Source organism: Pseudomonas sp. GW823-FHT01D03, from assembly GCF_058798255.1.
The window spans coordinates 604,153-624,475 of sequence record NZ_JBXAKK010000001.1; the positions used below are offsets into that span (position 1 = coordinate 604,153).

16 protein-coding genes and 1 riboswitch are annotated in these 20,323 nt (G+C 60.6%); of the genes, 9 read left to right on the forward strand and 7 right to left on the reverse strand.

Features of this window, described 5'->3' with window-relative positions:
* Positions 1-62 precede the first annotated feature (62 nt).
* On the reverse strand, positions 63-1,928 hold the full coding sequence (locus AC1RBR_RS02630) for an O-antigen ligase family protein (protein WP_492562854.1): 1,866 nt from the start codon (positions 1,926-1,928) through the stop codon (positions 63-65).
* A 154-nt stretch (positions 1,929-2,082) separates the two neighbouring features.
* On the opposite strand from AC1RBR_RS02630, the gene msbA reads away from it, so the two are divergent.
* The 5 genes from msbA to AC1RBR_RS02655 all read left to right on the forward strand — a co-directional run bounded on the left by msbA (position 2,083) and on the right by AC1RBR_RS02655 (position 8,264).
* Positions 2,083-3,885 carry a lipid A export permease/ATP-binding protein MsbA gene (gene msbA / locus AC1RBR_RS02635; protein ID WP_492562856.1) on the forward strand — a complete coding sequence of 601 codons (1,803 nt, stop codon included), beginning with the start codon at positions 2,083-2,085 and terminating at the stop codon, positions 3,883-3,885.
* A 289-nt stretch (positions 3,886-4,174) separates the two neighbouring features.
* A complete protein-coding gene (gene hldE / locus AC1RBR_RS02640) occupies positions 4,175-5,596 on the forward strand; it encodes a bifunctional D-glycero-beta-D-manno-heptose-7-phosphate kinase/D-glycero-beta-D-manno-heptose 1-phosphate adenylyltransferase HldE (protein WP_492562858.1) in 1,422 nt (473 codons plus the stop codon).
* A 127-nt stretch (positions 5,597-5,723) separates the two neighbouring features.
* On the forward strand, positions 5,724-6,698 hold the full coding sequence (locus AC1RBR_RS02645; RefSeq protein WP_492562859.1) for a glycosyltransferase: 975 nt from the start codon (positions 5,724-5,726) through the stop codon (positions 6,696-6,698).
* Between the two features lie 3 nt (positions 6,699-6,701).
* Positions 6,702-7,403 carry a hypothetical protein gene (locus tag AC1RBR_RS02650; RefSeq protein ID WP_492567215.1) on the forward strand — a complete coding sequence of 234 codons (702 nt, stop codon included), beginning with the start codon at positions 6,702-6,704 and terminating at the stop codon, positions 7,401-7,403.
* A 60-nt stretch (positions 7,404-7,463) separates the two neighbouring features.
* Entirely contained in the window at positions 7,464-8,264 is an 801-nt protein-coding gene (locus tag AC1RBR_RS02655; RefSeq protein ID WP_492562860.1) for a hypothetical protein, read from the forward strand.
* 3 nt (positions 8,265-8,267) lie between these two features.
* On the opposite strand, the gene AC1RBR_RS02660 is transcribed toward AC1RBR_RS02655, so the two are convergent.
* The 4 genes from AC1RBR_RS02660 to AC1RBR_RS02675 all read right to left on the reverse strand — a co-directional run bounded on the left by AC1RBR_RS02660 (position 8,268) and on the right by AC1RBR_RS02675 (position 11,787).
* Positions 8,268-9,233: a metal ABC transporter ATPase gene (locus tag AC1RBR_RS02660; RefSeq protein WP_492562862.1), complete on the reverse strand. Its 966-nt coding sequence runs from the start codon at positions 9,231-9,233 to the stop codon at positions 8,268-8,270.
* Positions 9,234-9,264: 31 nt separating this feature from the next.
* On the reverse strand, positions 9,265-10,077 hold the full coding sequence (locus tag AC1RBR_RS02665; RefSeq protein ID WP_492562864.1) for an aldo/keto reductase: 813 nt from the start codon (positions 10,075-10,077) through the stop codon (positions 9,265-9,267).
* On the reverse strand, positions 10,074-11,249 hold the full coding sequence (locus tag AC1RBR_RS02670; protein WP_492562866.1) for an NAD(P)/FAD-dependent oxidoreductase: 1,176 nt from the start codon (positions 11,247-11,249) through the stop codon (positions 10,074-10,076). Before AC1RBR_RS02670 ends, AC1RBR_RS02665 begins: the two co-directional genes overlap by 4 nt.
* Before the next feature lie 205 nt (positions 11,250-11,454).
* Positions 11,455-11,787 (reverse strand): DMT family transporter, encoded by a 333-nt coding sequence (locus AC1RBR_RS02675; RefSeq protein WP_003221050.1) that lies wholly within the window; start codon positions 11,785-11,787, stop codon positions 11,455-11,457.
* Positions 11,788-11,889: 102 nt separating this feature from the next.
* Between AC1RBR_RS02675 and AC1RBR_RS02680 the strand changes: the two genes are divergently transcribed.
* Positions 11,890-12,792 carry a LysR family transcriptional regulator gene (locus tag AC1RBR_RS02680; protein WP_096794744.1) on the forward strand — a complete coding sequence of 301 codons (903 nt, stop codon included), beginning with the start codon at positions 11,890-11,892 and terminating at the stop codon, positions 12,790-12,792.
* Between the two features lie 11 nt (positions 12,793-12,803).
* A complete protein-coding gene (gene waaA / locus AC1RBR_RS02685; protein WP_492562868.1) occupies positions 12,804-14,078 on the forward strand; it encodes a lipid IV(A) 3-deoxy-D-manno-octulosonic acid transferase in 1,275 nt (424 codons plus the stop codon).
* 169 nt (positions 14,079-14,247) lie between these two features.
* Here the strand turns inward: waaA and AC1RBR_RS02690 are convergent, their stop codons facing one another.
* On the reverse strand, positions 14,248-15,681 hold the full coding sequence (locus AC1RBR_RS02690; protein WP_047600737.1) for a TolC family outer membrane protein: 1,434 nt from the start codon (positions 15,679-15,681) through the stop codon (positions 14,248-14,250).
* A 205-nt stretch (positions 15,682-15,886) separates the two neighbouring features.
* A riboswitch (TPP riboswitch) is annotated at positions 15,887-15,992 on the forward strand.
* 146 nt (positions 15,993-16,138) lie between these two features.
* On the opposite strand from AC1RBR_RS02690, the gene thiC reads away from it, so the two are divergent.
* Positions 16,139-18,028 carry a phosphomethylpyrimidine synthase ThiC gene (gene thiC, locus AC1RBR_RS02695; RefSeq protein WP_096794747.1) on the forward strand — a complete coding sequence of 630 codons (1,890 nt, stop codon included), beginning with the start codon at positions 16,139-16,141 and terminating at the stop codon, positions 18,026-18,028.
* A gap of 187 nt (positions 18,029-18,215) precedes the next feature.
* Complete coding sequence (gene cytX / locus AC1RBR_RS02700) at positions 18,216-19,508, forward strand: putative hydroxymethylpyrimidine transporter CytX (RefSeq protein ID WP_492562871.1); 1,293 nt, start codon at positions 18,216-18,218, stop codon at positions 19,506-19,508.
* Here the strand turns inward: cytX and AC1RBR_RS02705 are convergent.
* Positions 19,477-20,223 (reverse strand): RsiV family protein, encoded by a 747-nt coding sequence (locus tag AC1RBR_RS02705; protein WP_492562872.1) that lies wholly within the window; start codon positions 20,221-20,223, stop codon positions 19,477-19,479. The genes cytX and AC1RBR_RS02705 overlap by 32 nt on opposite strands.
* Between the last annotated feature and the right edge of the window lie 100 nt (positions 20,224-20,323).

Below are 20,323 nucleotides of genomic sequence, written 5' to 3' on the forward strand. Positions count from 1 at the left end.
CGCTCGCCATTGGCGAGCGGCTTAGATCGTGTTCGGCTGTTCGGAGTACGAACAGCCAGCGACTATTTCAGTGCAGGGGTCGCTGAGTCGCCGGCCAGTACTTGCCTGCGCAATTTATCCACAGCGGATGGCGATGCCGTCACGGCATAACCCGCCAGCAGCGCATCGAGGTGATCCTCGAACAACCAGCGTTTGTCCACGGTGTAGCGTTGCATGTGGCGTAAATTGCGCTGGCGTAGCGAGTCGCTCAAGGCGCTTGGGTAGACGTACAGGTCCGCCAGATCGATCAAGCCGAACTCTCCGTCCTCCAGAACCAGCACATTGCCCAGATGCAGGGAGCGGAAGTACACGCCCTTGTCATGCAGTTGTGCCATGAACCTGCCAAAACGTTCCACCAATGCCTGGCGAACGGCCGGAGCGGTGATGCTCTGCAGCACCTGGCGCAGGGTATGCCCCGGCAATGGTGCGTAGTGCACAGCGCTGCTGCGGTCCTCCAGTCGATACAGATTGAGTACCTGCGGGGTGGGAATCCCCCTCTGGCGCAACTGTTCGCTATTGACGGCGAAGCGTTCGGAGTACGGGTTGAAACTGCCTGAGGTGTACCAGCGCCGGCGTCGGAACAGCTTGAGAAAGGTACCGTCATTCAGGCGCAGGACCTTGGGCCCCAGGCCATCCTCTTCGATCACTTGGGCGTCCGCACCCAGTAGCTGAAGCTCGGTTGCCGAGAGTGTCTGCACGGGCAATGTCAGCAGGCGCCGCGCGCGCTGGTTGATGCTCAAGGCGGCGATCAGGGCCAGCGGGATCCACAGCAGGAACCAGTGTTCCTTGGGCCGCGAGATGATCCCGCCCCCTTCGGTCAGGCCGGCACCGATGCCGAACACCAGCCAGGTCGAAGCAAGGATCAACAGCGGCTGCACACGCTGACGCCAACTGCTCAGCAGCCCCCAGGCCAGAAAAAACAGCCAGGGCAGCAAGCCGAGGATGCCAACGTAATAAAGAACGCCCAGGACAAAACTGTGCGGTTCCTCAAAGTTCACCCCTATGCCTGGATCGACGCTCAGTTCGGCGCTGAAGCCATGACCTATCCACGGATGCTCGGCAATCATTTGCAGCACTTTTTGCCAGATTTCGAGCCGGAAGGAATCACCACGTTCCAGGATCATTTGTGAGAACGCGGTCACCACGCCAACACCGCTGACCAGCAGCGCCCCCAGCATGCACAGCGAGCGCTGATTCCAGCAGATGAAGCACAGCCACAACGTTGCCATGGTCAGGGCAACCAGCGGGGTTCGGGAGCCGGTGCCGATCACCGCCATGAGCATGATCGCCATCGCCGGGATGCTCAGCCACATTAACTGATGGCGCTTGCAGGTCATGGTCACCGCCAGCCAGTAAGTGCAGAAGAACCCGAACAAGTGCGAGCTGAGCAGCGGGTTATCGAACGCGCCGCCACCGATCAGGCGCATGCCCGGTGCATGCTCCCGGGCGAACGTGAACAGAAAAAAGATCGTGGCAATCAGTGCGACCAGTGCGGCGGCGAACATCAAGGGTTGCAGGATGTCGCTGCGATAGCGCACCAGCAGATAGCTCCCGGCAAACAGCATCAACGTGTGCAGCGGCGGTTTGATTTTGCCGCTGAAAGATTCGCCTTCGGGGCCCCAGACCACACTGAGCAGCGCCCAGGCGACGAATATGAGGACGGCAATAATAATGGGTTCGCGCAGCAGTTCCTTCAGCTCCCTTGGGCGCAGGCACAGCGCAAACAGCGCTGGAATGCTGAACAGGCCGTAATAGATTTTGTGCAGTGAGCTGCGTCCGGGCAAAAAGAACAATGCGCACAGGAGCAAAAGATAGCCAACTGGAAGAATCCAAAGGCAAATGAAATCGAAGATTCGATTGGAAGTACTGCTGAAGCTGCGAAGTTGCATGCTGTGAGATTCAATCCTGAAGTTGATCGACCATTCGAGTGATGGCTATTTGATGCTGAAAAAGATGCTTAACAATAACAGCCTTTCGCCGATTGCCAGAACCCAGAAGAAGCTGTGCTAAAGTCAGCGTCCTTTTTATTGACTTCCGCGTGATATGACCGACTCCAGTCCCGCCGCAAGCCCATCGAGCTTGAAAATCTACTTCCGCCTGCTCGGCTATGTCCGGCCGTACATCAGTCTGTTCCTGATCAGCATCGTCGGCTTTCTGATTTTCGCTTCGACTCAGCCAATGCTTGGCTACATCCTCAAGTACTTTGTCGATGGCCTGTCCAACCCTGAAGCGGTGCTGTTTCCCTCCGTGCCCTACCTGCGTGACCTGCAGCTGCTGCAGGCCGTACCGCTGTTGATCATCGTGATCGCCGCGTGGCAGGGGCTGGGCTCCTATCTGGGCAACTATTTCCTGGCCAAGGTTTCTCTCGGGCTGGTGCATGACTTGCGTGTGCAGTTGTTCAACAACCTGTTGGTGCTGCCTAACCGTTACTTCGACAAGCATAACTCCGGTCATCTGATTTCGCGTATCACCTTCAACGTGACGATGGTCACGGGGGCGGCAACAGATGCGATCAAGGTCGTAATCCGTGAAGGCATGACGGTGATCTTCCTGTTCGCCTCGCTGTTGTTCATGAACTGGAAGCTGACCCTGGTGATGGTGGCGATCCTGCCGCTCATCGCCTTGATGGTGCGCACCGCCAGCAAGAAATTCCGCAAACAGAGCAAGAAGATTCAACTGGCGATGGGTGACGTCACGCATGTGGCCTCGGAAACCATTCAGGGTTATCGCGTGGTTCGCAGCTTCGGCGGCGAGGCCTATGAAGAAAAGCGCTTCTTCGATGCCAGCCAGGGCAACACCGACAAGCAACTGCGCATGACTCGCACGGGTGCGATCTATACGCCGATGCTGCAACTGGTGATCTACACCGCCATGGCGGTGCTGATGTTCCTCGTGCTGTACCTGCGCGGTGACGCCTCGGCCGGTGACATGGTCGCCTACATTACCCTGGCGGGCCTGCTGCCCAAGCCGATCCGTCAATTGTCCGAAGTCAGCTCGACCATTCAGAAAGGCGTGGCCGGTGCCGAGAGCATTTTCGAGCAACTGGATGTCGAGCCGGAAGTCGATACCGGTACGGTCGAGCGCGATGCGGTGAGCGGTCGTCTGGACGTGCGCAACCTCAGCTTCACCTACCCTGGCACCGAACGCCAGGTGCTGGACGACATCAGCTTCTCGGTTCAGCCGGGGCAGATGGTTGCACTGGTCGGGCGTTCGGGCAGTGGCAAGTCGACGCTGGCCAACCTGATCCCGCGTTTCTATCACCACGACAAGGGCGAAATCCTCATCGACGATGTGGAAGTCGAACAGTACAAACTGCTCAACCTGCGTCGTCACATCGCTCAGGTGACCCAGCACGTGACCCTGTTCAGCGATACCGTGGCCAACAACATCGCTTATGGCGATCTGGCCGGTGCGCCGCGAGAGGACATCGAGAAAGCCGCACGTGATGCCTACGCGATGGACTTCATTTCGCAACTGCCGCAAGGTCTGGACACCCAGGTGGGCGAGAACGGCGTCCTGCTTTCCGGTGGTCAGCGTCAGCGTCTGGCGATTGCCCGTGCGTTGCTGAAGAACGCGCCACTGCTGATTCTCGACGAGGCCACCTCGGCACTCGACACCGAGTCCGAGCGGCACATTCAGGCCGCACTGGATCAGGTGATGAAGGGGCGTACCACGCTGGTGATCGCTCACCGTCTGTCGACCATCGAAAAGGCCGACCTGATTCTGGTCATGGATCAGGGGCGCATCGTCGAGCGCGGCACCCACGACGAGCTGCTGGCACAAAACGGTTATTACGCTCGCCTGAACGCCATGGGGCTCGACGCTCCGGCCGAAGATATCGCCTGAATCCACTGCAAATCCGGCGGGAGATCATAGTTCGGGGCTTTGCCCGGAATACTGGTCTCCCGTTTTATTTGGTATCGAGATCTTTATCTTCCTTGTCCAGGCCGGAATAAATTCCGCAGCCGCGCTGACTTGGGTTCCTCAAAGAACGTTGACGCTTGTCGAGGTGTGGCAGTGTTCAAAAGAGCCAGCAAGGTCTATTGCTGTTTCATACTATTGCAGCCTGCACACAAGCCTGCGCCAACCCTGTGTTAATATCGCGCCCCTGTTCATTTTGTATGTGGGTTGCTCCATGAAGTTGTCCATGCCGCGATTCGATCAAGCCCCAGTCTTGGTGGTCGGCGATGTCATGCTCGACCGTTACTGGCATGGTGGAACCTCACGGATTTCCCCTGAGGCACCGGTTCCGGTCGTAAAAGTCGAGCAAATCGAAGACCGCCCGGGCGGTGCTGCCAACGTTGCTTTGAACATTGCCGCGCTGGGTGCGCCGGCGTCGCTGGTCGGTGTGACCGGTGATGACGAAGCCGCCGACAGCCTGAGCAACAGTCTCAAGGGCGCGGGCGTGCGCGCACTGTTCCAGCGCATTGCGCATCAGCCGACCATCGTCAAACTGCGGGTCATGAGCCGGCACCAGCAGTTGCTGCGTATCGACTTCGAAGAACCGTTTGCCACCGATTCGCTGGCCCTGGCTTCGCAGGTCGACGATCTGCTCGAAGGCATCAAGGTGCTGGTGCTGTCGGACTACGGCAAAGGCGCGCTGAAGAACCATCAGGCTCTGATTCAGGCGGCCCGTGCCAAAGGCATTCCGGTGCTGGCCGATCCCAAGGGCAAGGATTTCTCGATCTACCGTGGCGCGAGTCTGATCACGCCGAACCTCAGCGAATTCGAAGCCATCGTTGGCGGTTGTGCCGATGAGCACGAGCTGGTGAGCAAGGGCGCAGCCCTGATGCACGACTTGGAGTTAGGTGCACTTCTGGTGACCCGTGGTGAGCACGGGATGACATTGTTGCGCCCTGATCATCCGGCGCTACACTTGCCGGCTCGCGCCCGTGAGGTGTTCGATGTGACCGGCGCTGGTGATACGGTGATTTCCACCCTGGCGGCGGCGATTGCTGCCGGTGAAGAGCTGCCGCACGCGGTGGCGCTGGCCAATCTGGCGGCGGGCATCGTGGTCGGCAAGCTCGGTACTGCGGCGATCAGCGCCCCGGAACTGCGCCGCGCAATCCAGCGTGAAGAAGGTTCGGAGCGTGGTGTTCTGGGTCTGGAGCAACTGGTGCTGGCAGTGGCCGATGCTCGTGCGCATAACGAGCGCATCGTCTTCACCAACGGCTGCTTCGACATTCTGCACGCCGGGCACGTGACCTACCTTGAGCAGGCGCGCGCCCAGGGTGACCGTCTGATCGTGGCGGTCAACGACGACGCCTCGGTCAGCCGCCTGAAAGGGCCGGGACGTCCGATCAACAGTGTCGACCGGCGCATGGCGGTACTCGCTGGTCTGGGCGCTGTGGACTGGGTTATCAGCTTCCCGGAAGGTACCCCGGAAAACCTGTTGCGCGAGGTCAAACCGGACGTACTGGTCAAGGGTGGGGATTACGGGATCGACCAAGTGGTCGGTGCCGACATCGTGAGCGCTTACGGCGGCACCGTAAAAGTACTCGGGCTGGTGGAAAACAGTTCGACCACGGCGATTGTCGAAAAGATTCGCAGTCGTTGATGTGAAGAGTCATGAGCGTTTTGAACCGTGCGGGAGCGCACGTTGTCATGGGGATTCATTCGTTCCATCAAAGCTGGGGCCAAATACCATTGCGCGCACCAGCTTTTGTCACCCGGTAATTTAATTTATGAAAGTCATGCTCCTGGTTATGGACGAGCAGCGAGTCATTCTGGATCGGTTGTACGAAATCGTGCGGCAGAACTGCGATGAATGCGTCGTCTACCGTCTGAGCAAGCAGCAGCAGATGAACCTGGGACCGTTCCTGGCATCTGTGGAGTATCAGACTTTCGATCGTGTTGTGATTTTCACGCGAGTCAAACGCGTCGTGCGTCAGTTGCGGGTGCTCAAATGCATTCCCGGCCTGATCTTCCTCGAACACGACGCGTATCAGAACTACATGCCCGAGAGTAAATACCGCGGCGTGTATTCACGGCTGTACAAGCGTCTTCCTGCGTGCCGGGCGTTGGTGTCCGGGGCGGTAGTCGCCCGCAAAATGCAGGCTGAAGGCATTGATACGGTGTTTGTATCCAAGGGCTATGACGAGCAGATGCTGCGTAACACCGGCACCGAGCGCGACATTCCACTGGGTTTTCTTGGCAGTCTGAAAAGCACCGAGTACGCACTGCGCAAAGCACTGCTGGAATCGCTTTCGCAGCGCACCGGGTTGCTGGTGACACGCACCAGTTCCGGCGCTGAATACCTGGAAACGCTCAATCGCATCAGGATCTTCGTCAGTGCCGACATCGGCATGAATGAGTTCATGATCAAGAACTTCGAGGCAATGGCGTGCGGTTGTGTGCTGCTGGCCTGGAGTCAGGGAGAAGAGGACCGTCTGCTGGGATTCGAGGACATGCACAACACGGTGTTCTATCGCAGCGAAGACGAGGCCGTGGAGAAGATCCGGCTTCTGCAAAGCAATCCGCAGCTCGCCGATCGCATTGCCCGCAATGGTCAGGCATTTGCCGAAGACCGCTACTCCTTTGCCCGTGTCGGGCGAACCCTCGCTGCCGAAATCCAGCGCGAAATGAGTCCGTGGCAACCACCCTCGGCATTTTCGCGGCTATGGGTCAAGTTACGCTATGGGATGAAGGTGCCGGGTTAAATGATGGAGCATCAAGCGCCACGAACCGTTGCGCCCATGGCGCTGGATGCGCTGCCAGGCGGCCATCAATCAGTGACTCAGGCATTGCCGCGCGCCTTGATCGACTGTCTGCGTCGAGCACCACGGGTGCTACTTATTGCCAACAACCCAGCCATCACCCAGGCCGACGTCGACCGATTGGCCATCAACGCCGATGATGTGGTGGTCAGTTTCAATACCTGCGTCAAAGCGTCTTTGCTCAACCCGCAGAGCGTCAACCTGTTTGTTCATGGTTTCAATGCGCCGGACGCCTACTTCTTCGGTCTCCCTCCCGGCCCGGAGGTGCAGCGGCTGATCGAGCAGGGTGGACGGTGTTTCACTCTGCTGGTGGGCGCCACCGGGGCGATGTGTCCGATCCCGGGCGTCGCCCTTTTCTGGGAGCGTATTCCGCTGCCGCCCTTGTGGAATTATCCGGTGGAGCGTCCAGGCGGCAAGCGCTTTGTAGGGCCGTCCACGGGATTCAATGCGCTGGTGCTGCTGGACTGGTTGCGCGGGCAGGGCGATTACAACTACCAGCTCATGACGCTCGGTTTCTCCAACGAAGCGGGCAAATTGTGGAGCGGCCATGCCTGGGACTATGAGCGGCAATGGCTGCTGCAATCAGACGTGATCACCGTGCCGCTGTTGCCGCGTCCCTGGTGGCAGCGGTGGTTCCGCCGTCGCTAAACAATGCGACATTCGCGGAGCGGGCTCGCGGTTGGTTTTACTTATAAAAGGTGTGGTCGAGTGTTGAACATTGCGGTGGCGTTTTTCGGGATTCCCAGGAACTCGGACATCTGTTTCCCTTCCATCGAGCAAAACGTTCTGGCGCAATTGCCAGTCGACTGCAATGTGCAGTGCTTCTACCATCTGTATCAGGTTGGCGAGGTCAGCAATGCAAGGTCCGGCGAGCAGGGTAAGCTTGCGGCTGACAACTATAGGCCTTTCGAGTCGATGAAGGGCGGCATCACCGCAACCGACGGCGTGCTGGAGCGCTGGGATTTCGAACGGGTAAAAGCCCTCGGCGACACTTGGAATGACGACTACGCCTCGCTGCGCAACCTGATTTATCAGCTCAATTCGTTGCACACCGTGACCACGATGATCGAATCGTTCAACCCGGATTTCGTGGTGTTCGTGCGCCCGGACAATTTCTTTCACACGCCGTTGCCGGCCTACGTGTTCAATCAGCCCGATGCCCGTCGACACAACGTCTACATACCGGACTGGCAGTGGTGGGGGGGGCTGAACGACCGCTTTGCCGTCTGTGGGCGCGACACTTACAGGGCATATGGCAAAAGAATCGAGCGCATCTTCGACTTCTGCAAGGAGACGGGCAGGAAGCTGCATTCCGAGCGCCTGCTCAAGTTTGCCATGCAGCGGGCAGATGCCAGGGTCTGCACGCTGCCGACCCAGGCTTCACGCGTGCGGATCAATGGTGCGTTTGCCGAGGAGTCGTTTTCGCCCAAGCGGGGCATGGGCAAACGCGAGAATCGCTACTTTCACTGGTTCGCCACGTTGCGCACGTTCATGGACCGTCGACGCTAATCGCTATTTGCTCTGGCGACGTTTAACCAGACCGACCAGCTTCAGTGCCTTGAGGCTCAATTGTCTGAGACTGGTGCGGGGGGCTTTCGGCGTCGCCAGCCCCTGCGCCACGAGCCAATCCTTCCAGCGAATCCGCTCGTCACGCACCAGCCAGCCATCCTGTCTGGCAAAACTTTCGGCCAGATACAGACCGCGCGTGCCCGCCGGAGACAGCTGACCTTTCTTCAAGGTATACAGCTCGGCCAGCGGTTCGCCGTCCTGCAGCGGCATCAGGTACAGATCGGGGCGCTTGCGGTCCAGTCGCGCCACCAGTTGATCACCCTCCAGCCGCTCATCGACATGAAACAGACTCAAGGATTTGGCTTCCTTGGGCACGTCCAGGCGCAAGTCGTAGATCAGTTGCAGCGATGCTGTCGGCAGATGCACGTAGGCCCGTGGTCGTTCGAGCAGTTGCAGATTGGCGCAGCGCACCGGTCGTGCCGAGCCGGACAGCGGCGTCAGGCGAAACGGCAGGGCCTCGCGATAGTGCAGCGCGGAGGAGTAGGGCGCCGGTAGCCAAGTGTCGTTGAAACGCCCGCCGAGCCAGCCTTCCGGGGTTTCCAGCAGACACTCTTCGGCGATTTCCTGAATCGCCGTGTGCAGCGGGATGTTCAGCTCATGAGCCGGCACATAACCGGAAATCAGCTTGAGCACCACATCGCCGCGATCCTGCCGGCGCTGGCGCACCAGCACCCAGTAATCGCGATTCTGCCAATGCAGCGTCAGGCGCACCGAGACCCCGAGGTTGGCCAACTCCACCGCGAAGCGCTCGGCATCCGCCACGCTCACCGGTTTACGCCGCTGCAAGGTCTGGGCGAAGTTCAGCGGCATGCCGACGCTCTGATAGGTCAGGCCTTCGGGCGTGGCCTCGACGAACAGCGGCAATGTCTTGAAGTTGCTCGGGTTCTTTCTGATGAGCGTGCGCGGCATGTCGGCTCCTGCTTAAGGCCGCGGGGCGGCGTCAGTGACCACGAAGGACCTGGGCAACGGTCGCAACGTTATGGACGAGGTGCAGCGGATTGATCGTCCCGACAATAGCACTGGCCACGCCGGGCTGCTGGAACAACAACTCGAAGCTGGCGCGCACCGGATCCACGCCCGGACTCAGGCATACGTGGCCGCTGGCCAGGGCTTTTTTCACCAGAATGGCTTTGCCGTGGGCAGCAGCATAGTCAATGACTGCCTTCTCGTTCTGTTCGTTCAGATTGTAGGTGACCATCGCGCAGTCCCCTTGCTCCAGCGCCTTGAGTCCACCTTCGACGGTTTTGCCGGAGAAGCCGAAACCGCGAATCTTGCCCTCGGCCTTGAGTGCAGCGAGGGTGGCGTAGACCTCCTCGTGTTCGAGGATCGCCAGGTCGTTGCCGTCGGAGTGCACCAGCACCAGGTCAATAAAATCGGTTTCAAGACGTTGCAGGCTGCGCTCCACCGACATCCGCGTGTGCGCCGCACTGAAGTCATGGCGCGACAGGCCGTCGGCAAACTCTTCACCGACCTTGCTGACGATCACCCAGTCTTGCCGCTGGCCGCGCAGCAGCGGGCCGAGGCGTTCTTCGCTGCGACCGTAGGCCGGGGCGGTGTCGATCAGGTTGATGCCCAATTCGCGTGCCTGCCTGAGCAGCATGCGCGCGGCATCGTCATCGGGAATCTGAAAACCGTTGGGGTATTTCACCCCTTGGTCGCGGCCCAGTTTGACCGTGCCCAGGCCCAGCGGCGAGACCGTCAGGCCGGTGCTGCCCAGTGGGCGGTGGAGGTCGTGCAGGTTCGCGATAGTCATGGCAGCAGTTGCTCCCAGGCTGGAACGCCCATCGGTGGTTTTGGCAACGCCGGCAAAGGTTCGGCGGCTTGTGGCTGAATGCCGTCGCGCTCCAGCGAGGTGATGACCCGGTCAGCAAAGTCTGGCGCCAGTGCGAGTTTGGTCGGCCAGCCCACCAACAAGCGCCCCTCTTCGGCGAGGAAGGCGTTGTCCGGGCGAGTCAGGCCGGTTTGCAGGGGTTCGGCGCGGTCGACGCGCAAGGTCGCCCATTGCGTGGTACTGAGGTCGATCCACGGCAACAGCTGTGCGATCTCCTTTTGCGCCGTGGCGATCTGTTCGGCAGGTTCGCGGGCCACGCCTTCGCTTTCGGCGATGTCACCGCCCATGTACCAGACCCACTGACCGTCGGCGGCCGGGTGCGTGGTCACGGTGATGCGCGGTTTGGTGCCGCCACCCAGGCAATGGGCGTACAACGGTTTGAGGCCCGGGCCTTTGGCGATGATCATGTGCAGCGGCCGGCGTTGCATCTGCGGATGGGTCAGGCCCAGGTCTTCCAGCAATCGGGCAGTGCCGGCGCCGGCACTGAGGACGATGCGCTGGGCGTGGATTTCACGACCGTCGACCTTCAGACCGACCAGCACACCGGCTTCCAGCAGCGGCTCGATGGTTTGCCCGGCGAGCAGACCGTCACCGGCCAGATCGGCCAAGCGCTGGATCAGGCTCGGCACGTCGACCACCAGTTCAGCCAAGCGGTAGACCTTGCCCTTGAAACGCTTGTCTTGCAGGGCCGGCGGCAGTTGATCGCCCTTGACCTGATCGACCCGGCCGCGCACGGCTTTGCTGGCGAAGAAACTGGTGAGGTTGCCGGCGAGGGTGCCGGGCGACCACAGGTAATGCGCTTCGGACAACAGGCGCACGCCGGACAGGTCCAGCTCACCGTTGCCGGCAAGCGCTTCACGCCAGCGGCGCGGCATGTCGGCGATGGCTTCCGAGGCGCCGGTCAGCGCGCCGTGCAACGCGTACTTGGCGCCGCCGTGGATGATGCCCTGGGACTTCACGCTCTGCCCGCCACCAAGGCTGGCACTTTCCACCAGCACGGTCGAAAAACCCTGGCGGCGCAGGCGCGCGTTCAGCCAGAGGCCGGCGACACCAGCGCCGACAATCAGAACGTCGGTGGAAATAACGGATGACATGCAACGACCTCAGTGTTCAAGACGAGGGCGCAGTATACAGACTCGGGAAAGAGCGGGATTTGTCGATGATCAACAGGGCAGATGCAAAACCAAATGTGGGAGCGGGCTTGCTCGCGAATGCGGTGTGTCAACAACATTTCTGTTAACTGACACACCGCATTCGCGAGCAAGCCCGCTCCCACAGGGGGAGTTGCGTTACTGCAAATCAGTGCCCGGCAGTCTTGGAGAACAGCTGGATGACCACCACACCGAGCACGATCAACGCCATCCCGAGCATCGCCGGCACATCCAGCTTCTGCCCATAAATGAACAGCGCCGCGACGCTGACCATGACGATGCCCATGCCCGCCCACACGGCGTAGGCGACTCCCACCGGCACAGTGCGCACCACCAGCGTCAGCATCCAGAACGCGATGCCGTAGCCGACGATGACCAGAATCAACGGCAGCGGGGTGCTCAGGCCTTTGACCGCTTTCATCGAAACGGTGGCAATCACTTCGGCGCAGATGGCGATAGCCAGAAAGGCGTAGGCGTTCATGTGTAGATCCTCATGTAAAACGTTGCTTGCTGAGGCGGCATTCTAGTCGCTCGCCAGATGGGGTAAAGTCATTACCTATCTGTTTTGAAGATGGGTTGCTGCATGAATACCCTGTGGAATCTGGAACAACTGCGCGCCTTCGTCAGCGTCGCCGAACAACGCTCGTTTTCTGCGGTGGCGCGTCAGCAGCGCAAGGCACAATCGGCGATCAGCAGTGCGATTGCCATGCTGGAAGACGATTTGGGCGTCAGCCTGTTCGAGCGTAGCAGTGGTCGTTCGCCCAGGCTCACCGAAGCGGGCGAAGCCCTGCTCGAAGAAGCCCGGGAAGTGCTGCGTCAGTGCGAGCGCCTCAATGGTCGGGCGATGGCGATGATGCGCGGTCAGGAAGCGCAGTTGCGCGTGGCTCAGGATGAAGCCATGCCGTATCAGGCACTGGTGGAAAGCTTCGATGCGCTGGCCGAGCAATTTCCCAGCCTCGAAGTGCAACTGACCAGCGCCGCTCAAGGTGAAGTCGCACGCAAACTGGTCGAGCGTCGCGCTGATCTGGGCCTGCTGTTCTATCACGACGAAATTCCCGAAGCGCTGGAGCGTCGGGTTCTGGGTCGGGTGGAAATGGTCACGGTCTGCGGCATCAATCATCCGCTGGCGACGCAGTCCTACGTCACCTGCCAGCAACTGGCGCAGCATCGGCAATTGTTGATGTCGACGCAGACCAGCGTCTACCCCGGCAACGAACCGGCCAGCCCGCAAGTCTGGCGCGCCGACAGTTTCTACGTGATGGCCGAATGGCTGGTGCGGGATCTCGGCTGGGCCTGGCTGCCCCGGCATGTGGTGCAGTACTCGGCCTATCAGGGGTTGATGGTCGAACTGGACAGCGAATGGACCCCGCCGGCGTTGGTGGTGGAACTGGTCTGGCGCCGGGATGAACCCCTCGGCCCGGCTGCACGCTGGCTGGCTGAACGTTTTGCCGTGCACTTGCGGGCGATTGGCGACAAAAGTCGATAAACTCCGCCGCCATGAATAGAACTCTCTACACCGCGCTGTTTTACCTGGGGCTGCCATTGGTGGCGATTCGGCTGTGGCTGCGCTCGCGCAAGGCCCCGGCGTATGCCAAGCGGATTGGCGAGCGCTTCTCCTACGGGATGCCACCACTGCAGCCCGGCGGGATCTGGGTGCACGCGGTGTCGGTGGGCGAAAGCATCGCCGCTGCGCCGATGATTCGCGCCTTGATGCAACGTTATCCACAGCTGCCGATCACCGTGACCTGCATGACCCCGACCGGATCAGAACGGATTCAGGCGCTGTTCGCCAACGAGCCGCGCATCCAGCATTGCTATCTGCCATACGACTTGCCGTGCGCAGCGGCGCGTTTTCTTGATCACGCCAAACCAAAACTGGCGGTGATCATGGAAACCGAGCTGTGGCCTAACCACATCCATCAGTGCGCCAAGCGCGGGATTCCGGTGGCGCTGGCCAACGGCCGGTTGTCCGAACGATCGGCCCGGGGCTATGGCCGCTTCAGCAAGCTGACCGCGCCGATGCTGGCGGAAATGAGTTTTTTCGCGGTGCAGACCGAGGCCGAAGCCCAACGCTTCCGCGATCTCGGTGCGCGCCCGCAGACGGTCGAGGTCACTGGCTCGATCAAGTTCGACCTGACCATCGATCCGCAACTGCTGCAACGCGCCCATGAGTTGCGCGGCCAATGGCAGGCGCTGGAGCGCCCGGTGTGGATCGCTGCCAGTACCCACGAAGGCGAAGACGAAGTGGTGCTCGACGCCCATCGTCGCCTGCTGGCGAACTACCCGAATGCGTTGCTGATCCTGGTGCCGCGCCATCCCGAACGCTTCAACTCGGTGTTCGAACTGTGCCAGCGTGAAGGCTTGGCCACTGTGCGCCGTTCCACCGGTGCCAACGTCGAGGCGGACACTTCAGTGCTGCTCGGCGACACCATGGGCGAGTTGCTGTTTCTCTATGCGCTGGCTGATAGCGCCTTTGTCGGTGGCAGCCTGGTGCCGAACGGCGGGCATAACCTGCTGGAGCCGGCGGCCCTGGCCAAACCGGTAATCAGCGGCCCGCACTTGTTCAACTTCCTCGACATTGCCGCGCAGTTGCGCGAGGCCGGGGCGCTGGCCGAAGTGGATGATGCCGAAGGGCTGGCGGTGGAAGTGCAGCGCCTGTTCGAATTGCCGCGCGATGCCCAGCGCATGGCCGAGGCCGGGCTGGCGGTGATGCGGCGTAATCAGGGTGCGCTGCAGCGGTTGCTGGATGGCTTGGGCCGGTTGATCAAATAGTCGCCTGGAACATTTATTGTGGCGAGGGGATTTATCCCCGATGGGGTGCGCAGCAGCCCCCAACCATTCACCTCGGTGATTCAGTCAGATCGGGCAAGCAGGGTTTACGACTGCTGCGCAGTCGAATCGGGGATAAATCCCCTCGCCACAGGGGATTTATTCAGATTGTTTACGGGCGCGCCTTGAGCTGCGCTTCGGCTGCTTTGGCCAGATCCGGCGGGAGGAAATCCTTGTCCGGGTTGTAATCGGCTTTCAAATAACGCCGCAGATCCTCCAGATCGCCCGGGTTCAACGTCCCCGCCGCCTGCTTCAGACGCAGGTTGTCGAGGATGTAATCGTAACGGGTGTTGTTGTAGTTGCGCACCGAGGTGTACAGCTGGCGCTGGGCGTCGAGCACGTCGACGATGTTGCGCGTCCCCACCTGATAACCGATTTCCGTGGCTTCCACTGCGCTCTGGTTGGAGATGATCGACTGGCGGCGCGCCTGTACCTGCTCGACATCGGTGTTCACCGCGCGGTGTAGGTTGCGGGTGTTTTCCACCACTTGCCGGCGCAGGGATTCGCGTTGTTGCTCGCTCTGATCCAGTTGCGCATAGGATTGGCGCACTTGCGAACTGGTCAGCCCGCCACTGTAGATCGGGATGTTCAGTTGCAGGCCCAGGGTGCTTTGCTCGACGTTGCCACTGTACGGCGTACCGAAGGCGTTCGGGTTGGCGAAACCGAGGGCGTCGTTGTCACCCTTTTCATATTTGGCCACGGCATCGAGGGTCGGCAGGTGACCGGCCTTGCGCTGTTTGAGGGTCTGTTCGGCGGAGCTGACCGCAAAGTTGCTCGCCAGCAGATTGAGGTTTTGCTTGCCCGCGGTTTCGACCCAGGCCTTGGCGTCGTTTGGCGCCGGCGGCAGGATTGGCAGCGTGTGGACGATACCCTGAATCGAGTTGTACTGACGGTTGGTCAGGGTGATCAGCGCTTCGAACGCATCGTCGACCTGACGCTGGGCGACGATGCGGTTGGCGCGCGCGGTGTCGTAACTGGCCTGCGATTGCAGGACGTCGGTCTTGTCCGACAGGCCGACATCGAAGCGTTCGTTGGACTGGTCGAGCTGACGCTTGAACGCGGCTTCTTCAGCCTTGGTCGAGGCCAGATTATCCTGGCTGCGCAGCACGTTGAAGTAGCTTTCGGCCGATTGCAGGATCAGGTTCTGCTCGGTGGCCGACAGTTGCAGCGCGGCTTGTTCGTTGACGTCCTTGGCGGCCTGATACTGGAACCAGCGGTCGGCGCGGAACAAGGGCTGGGCCAGGGTCGCCTGATAGGAATGCGCGCTGCGATTGGCAATGGCTGAAGGCTGGTCGATCGAGGTGCGCACATCCGCCACTTCGGCGCCGCCGGACAGGTTAGGCAGCAACCCCGCGCGGGCCTGCGGCACCACTTCTTTCTGGGCCCCGTACTGGGCGCGGGCGGCGGCCAGATCGGCGTTGTTGTCGACGGCTTCCTGATAGACGCTGACCAGATCGGTCTTGGTCGACAAGGGCGCTTCTGCTGCCCAGGCCATTGCGTTGGACGCACAAGACACGGCAAGAGCCAGTGAAAGTTTGCGCAGCATGAGGCGATCCCTAGCAAAAATATTACGGAAATAATGTGCGCGCCAAGGCTACGGCGCGGCCCCGGCAGCGTCAAGGCGCGCAGAGCACAGCGAGTGTAGTTGCGCAATCGTGCGGCAACAATCCTGCAAGTCCCGGTAATTGCGCCATTCATCATGGTGTTTGCCGCGGTGTTGGCGTTCTTTGCCGGTTGTGTCTAGACTGGCCGGGTTCTTGTCGGGGTGCCTTGCTATGAGGCTGAGATCGAATAATTTCGGATCCCGTTGAACCTGATCAGGTTAGCGCCTGCGTAGGGAACAAGATTTCTCGTCACCCGGCGAGTCCTCTTGTGCTTCGTCCGGGAAATTGTTCGACAATCGAACGCTCGACGACGATGCACAGCACCAGTCCTGGTGCGTCCGTGCCTTTCAGGTTCTGCTCCGACAATCCATTGCCTGGATGCTGTCTGGAGAGCCCGTGATGACTACAAAAGCAAAAAACGCGATCAACCTGAGTGACTCGGCCAAGGTCGATGAGCAGTCGGTTCAGCCGTTCACCCGTTCGCAAAAAGTCTACGTTCAGGGCTCGCGCCCGGACATCCGCGTGCCGATGCGCGAAATCACCCTCGATGTGACGCCGACCGATTTCGGCGGCGAAATCAACGCGCCGGTCACCGTCTATGACACCTCGGGCCCGTACACCGATCCGAACGTGGTGATCGACGTGCGCAAAGGTCTGGGCGACGTGCGTTCGGCGTGGATCGATGACCGTGGCGACACCGAGCGTTTGCCAGGCCTGAGTTCCAACTTCGGTCAGGAGCGCCTCGCCGACCCTGAACTGACCAAACTGCGTTTCGCTCACGTCAACAACCCGCGCCGGGCCAAGGCCGGGGCCAACGTCAGCCAGATGCACTACGCGCGCAAAGGCATCATCACCGCCGAGATGGAATACGTCGCCATCCGCGAAAACATGAAGCTGCAAGAGGCCCGCGCCGCTGGCCTGTTGACCCAGCAACACGCCGGCCACAGCTTCGGCGCGAGCATCCCGAAAGAAATCACCGCTGAATTCGTCCGCGAAGAAATCGCCCGTGGCCGCGCGATCATTCCGGCCAACATCAACCACGTCGAACTGGAACCGATGATCATCGGCCGTAACTTCCTGGTGAAGATCAACGGCAACATCGGCAACAGTGCTCTGGGTTCGTCCATCGAAGAAGAAGTGGCGAAACTGACCTGGGGCATTCGCTGGGGTTCGGACACCGTGATGGACCTGTCCACCGGCAAACACATTCACGAAACCCGCGAATGGATCATCCGCAACTCGCCGGTGCCGATCGGTACCGTGCCGATCTATCAGGCGCTGGAGAAGGTCAACGGCGTTGCTGAAGATCTGACCTGGGAGCTGTTCCGCGACACGTTGATCGAACAGGCCGAGCAGGGCGTCGATTACTTCACCATCCACGCCGGCGTGCTGTTGCGCTACGTGCCGCTGACCGCCAAGCGAGTGACCGGCATCGTTTCCCGCGGCGGTTCGATCATGGCCAAGTGGTGCCTGGCGCACCACAAAGAGAACTTCCTTTACACCCACTTCGACGAAATCTGCGAAATCATGAAGGCCTACGACGTCAGCTTCTCGCTGGGCGACGGCCTGCGTCCGGGCTCGATTGCCGACGCCAACGACGAAGCGCAGTTCGGCGAACTGGAAACCCTCGGCGAGCTGACCAAGATCGCCTGGAAGCACGACGTGCAGTGCATGATCGAAGGCCCGGGCCACGTGCCGATGCAGTTGATCAAAGAGAACATGGACAAGCAGCTGGAGTGCTGCGACGAGGCGCCGTTCTACACCCTCGGCCCGCTGACCACCGACATCGCTCCGGGTTACGACCACATCACCTCGGGCATCGGCGCGGCGATGATCGGCTGGTTCGGTTGCGCCATGCTCTGCTACGTGACGCCGAAGGAACACCTCGGCTTGCCGAACAAGGATGACGTGAAGACCGGGATCATCACCTACAAGATCGCGGCGCATGCGGCGGACTTGGCCAAAGGGCATCCGGGCGCGCAGATTCGCGACAACGCCTTGAGCAAGGCGCGTTTCGAGTTCCGTTGGGAAGACCAGTTCAACCTCGGTCTGGACCCGGACACCGCGCGTTCGTATCACGATGAAACCCTGCCGAAGGACTCGGCCAAGGTCGCGCACTTCTGTTCGATGTGCGGGCCGAAATTCTGCTCGATGAAGATCACTCAGGAAGTCCGCGAGTACGCGGCCAACCAGCGGATTGACGCGGTCGACGTGGACGTCGCCCAGGGTCTTGCGGAGCAGGCCGAGCGGTTCAAGAAGGAAGGCAGTCAGCTGTACAAGAAGGTTTGATCTGACCTGAAGTCTGCGGTGTCTGTGCTGGCCCCTTCGCGAGCAAGCCCGCTCCCACATTTGAATCCAGTTGTTCACGAAACTTGTGTTCACTGGCGATCCAGTGTGGGAGCGGGCTTGCTCGCGAAGGCGTCAGAACAGGCACCAAGGATCTCAATGACAAAAATACTCCTCCGAGATAACACCCTTGAGCATTCAACCCGGCACTTATTCCCCCGACCTCGCCGTACCCGCCGACAAGCGGGTGTTCGGCGGTCGCGATCTGTTTTCCCTGTGGTTTTCCCTCGGCATCGGCCTGATGGTATTGCAGACCGGTGCCTTGCTCGCGCCCGGTCTGGGCCTTTCAGGTTCACTGCTGGCGATCTTCCTCGGCACGCTGGTTGGCGTGCTGCTGCTGGCAGCGGTCGGCGTGATCGGCAGCGACACCGGCCTGTCGTCGATGGCCGCGCTCAAACTCAGCCTCGGCCACAAAGGCGCAAGCCTGCCGGCGTTGCTCAACCTGCTGCAACTGATCGGTTGGGGCTCGTTCGAAATCATCGTCATGCGCGACGCCGCCAGTCTGCTCGGCAGCCGTGCGTTCAGCGAAGGTTCGCTGTGGGCCAGTCCGATGCTCTGGACCTTGTGCTTCGGTGCGCTGGCGACTTTGCTCGCGGTCAGCGGGCCGCTGACGTTCGTGCGCCAAATCTTGCGCAAGTGGGGCATCTGGCTAATTCTGGCCGCGTGCATCTGGCTGACCTGGAATCTGTTCGCCAAGGCTGATCTGGCGGCACTCTGGGCGCGGGCCGGGGACGGTTCGATGCCGTTCGCCGTGGGCTTCGACATTGCCATCGCGATGCCGCTGTCGTGGCTGCCGCTGATCGCCGATTACTCGCGTTTCGGCAAGCGTGCGAAGAACGTGTTCGGCGGCACTGCGATCGGCTTCTTTATCGGTAACTTCTGGTTGATGAGTCTCGGCGTGGCCTACACCCTGGCGTTTGCGCCGAGCGGTGAAGTCAATGCGTTGCTGCTGGCACTGGCCGGGGCCGGTCTGGGCATTCCGCTGTTGCTGATTCTGTTGGATGAGTCGGAAAACGCTTTCGCCGATATTCATTCGGCGGCGGTATCGAGCGGAATTCTGTTGCGCTTGAAAGTCGAACATCTGGCCTTGGCCATCGGCGTGATCTGCACCCTGATCGCACTGCTGGCACCCTTGGCGCAGTACCAGAACTTCCTGTTGCTGATCGGTTCGGTGTTCGCGCCGCTGTTCGGCGTGGTGCTGGTGGATCACTTCATCCTGCGCAAGCGCAGTGCTCAGGTGGCGTCAGCCGCGTTGCGCTGGCCGGCGCTGCTGGCGTGGCTGGGCGGGATCAGCACCTACCACTTGCTGGCGAATCTGTACCCGGACGTCGGTGCGACCCTGCCGGCACTGGTGCTGGCAGGGCTGTTGCAGCTGGTACTGGGGCGAGCCTTCAGTTACGGCCCGGAAACAGCTCGGGTTTGACGATGCCGTTCAGACGCGGATAAGGGATCTTCAGTTCGACGTGGCCCAGTGCGTAAGGCGCAATGGTGCTCACGTCGTACTTGAGGATCACGCCACCGTAGGTCAGCGCCACGTTCGGGGTTTTGACGAACGGCCAGCTCTTCACGAAATCCGCTTCCTGATCGAGCTTGGTGCTGATCAGCCAGCTGTTGTGCGCCACTTGCGCCGCTTTCCAGAACGCTTCTTCCTGACCCGGCAGCAACATGTCCGACAGGTTCAGCACTTTATGCTGCTGGCGCGAATAGTTGATGAAACCGCGACCCGGGGTGCCATGGGCGCCGCCGGTGTCGAGGTAGCTCGACAGTTCGATGATCACCAAGCCGTCATGCTGCTCGCGTACCTTGGCCTGCAAATAGCTGCTGTTGCGCGGGCCGGCGTTGCGCAGGAATTGATCTCGGTAGGCGGCCAGGGTTGGCGCTACCGGCGCGTTCTGCTCGGTGCGGGTCATTTGCAGCAGACGTTTTTCGATGATGCCGTCCAGTGCAGGTTCTGCCGGGAAGTGCAGGGTGTCGATGTTCACCAGCGGGCAGTCCGGGTTGGAGCAGCCTGGTTTCAAAGTTTCCGACGCGTCGCGGGTGGTTTCCAGCGGCGTGCGGTAGTTGGGCTGGAACAGGTTGGCGCAGGCACCCAGGGTCAGGGCGATGGCGGCCACGGAGGCAATTTTGAAAAGCGACATGGGCGTCCTTTCTGAAACAGGGGAAGGCAAAAAGTTATCCGCTTCGACCCTCGCCGAAGCAGTCAGTTCGCCACTAAGCTAATTAGAGTGGGTTTCGCCG

Coding starts and splice junctions, on each gene's coding strand:
- AC1RBR_RS02630 (WP_492562854.1), bottom strand. CDS start 1,928: ATGCAACTTCGCAGCTTCAGCAGTACTTCCAATCGAATCTTCGATTTC.
- msbA (WP_492562856.1), top strand. CDS start 2,083: ATGACCGACTCCAGTCCCGCCGCAAGCCCATCGAGCTTGAAAATCTAC.
- hldE (WP_492562858.1), top strand. CDS start 4,175: ATGAAGTTGTCCATGCCGCGATTCGATCAAGCCCCAGTCTTGGTGGTC.
- AC1RBR_RS02645 (WP_492562859.1), top strand. CDS start 5,724: ATGAAAGTCATGCTCCTGGTTATGGACGAGCAGCGAGTCATTCTGGAT.
- AC1RBR_RS02650 (WP_492567215.1), top strand. CDS start 6,702: ATGGAGCATCAAGCGCCACGAACCGTTGCGCCCATGGCGCTGGATGCG.
- AC1RBR_RS02660 (WP_492562862.1), bottom strand. CDS start 9,233: ATGCCGCGCACGCTCATCAGAAAGAACCCGAGCAACTTCAAGACATTG.
- AC1RBR_RS02665 (WP_492562864.1), bottom strand. CDS start 10,077: ATGACTATCGCGAACCTGCACGACCTCCACCGCCCACTGGGCAGCACC.
- AC1RBR_RS02670 (WP_492562866.1), bottom strand. CDS start 11,249: ATGTCATCCGTTATTTCCACCGACGTTCTGATTGTCGGCGCTGGTGTC.
- AC1RBR_RS02675 (WP_003221050.1), bottom strand. CDS start 11,787: ATGAACGCCTACGCCTTTCTGGCTATCGCCATCTGCGCCGAAGTGATT.
- AC1RBR_RS02680 (WP_096794744.1), top strand. CDS start 11,890: ATGAATACCCTGTGGAATCTGGAACAACTGCGCGCCTTCGTCAGCGTC.
- waaA (WP_492562868.1), top strand. CDS start 12,804: ATGAATAGAACTCTCTACACCGCGCTGTTTTACCTGGGGCTGCCATTG.
- AC1RBR_RS02690 (WP_047600737.1), bottom strand. CDS start 15,681: ATGCTGCGCAAACTTTCACTGGCTCTTGCCGTGTCTTGTGCGTCCAAC.
- thiC (WP_096794747.1), top strand. CDS start 16,139: ATGACTACAAAAGCAAAAAACGCGATCAACCTGAGTGACTCGGCCAAG.
- AC1RBR_RS02705 (WP_492562872.1), bottom strand. CDS start 20,223: ATGTCGCTTTTCAAAATTGCCTCCGTGGCCGCCATCGCCCTGACCCTG.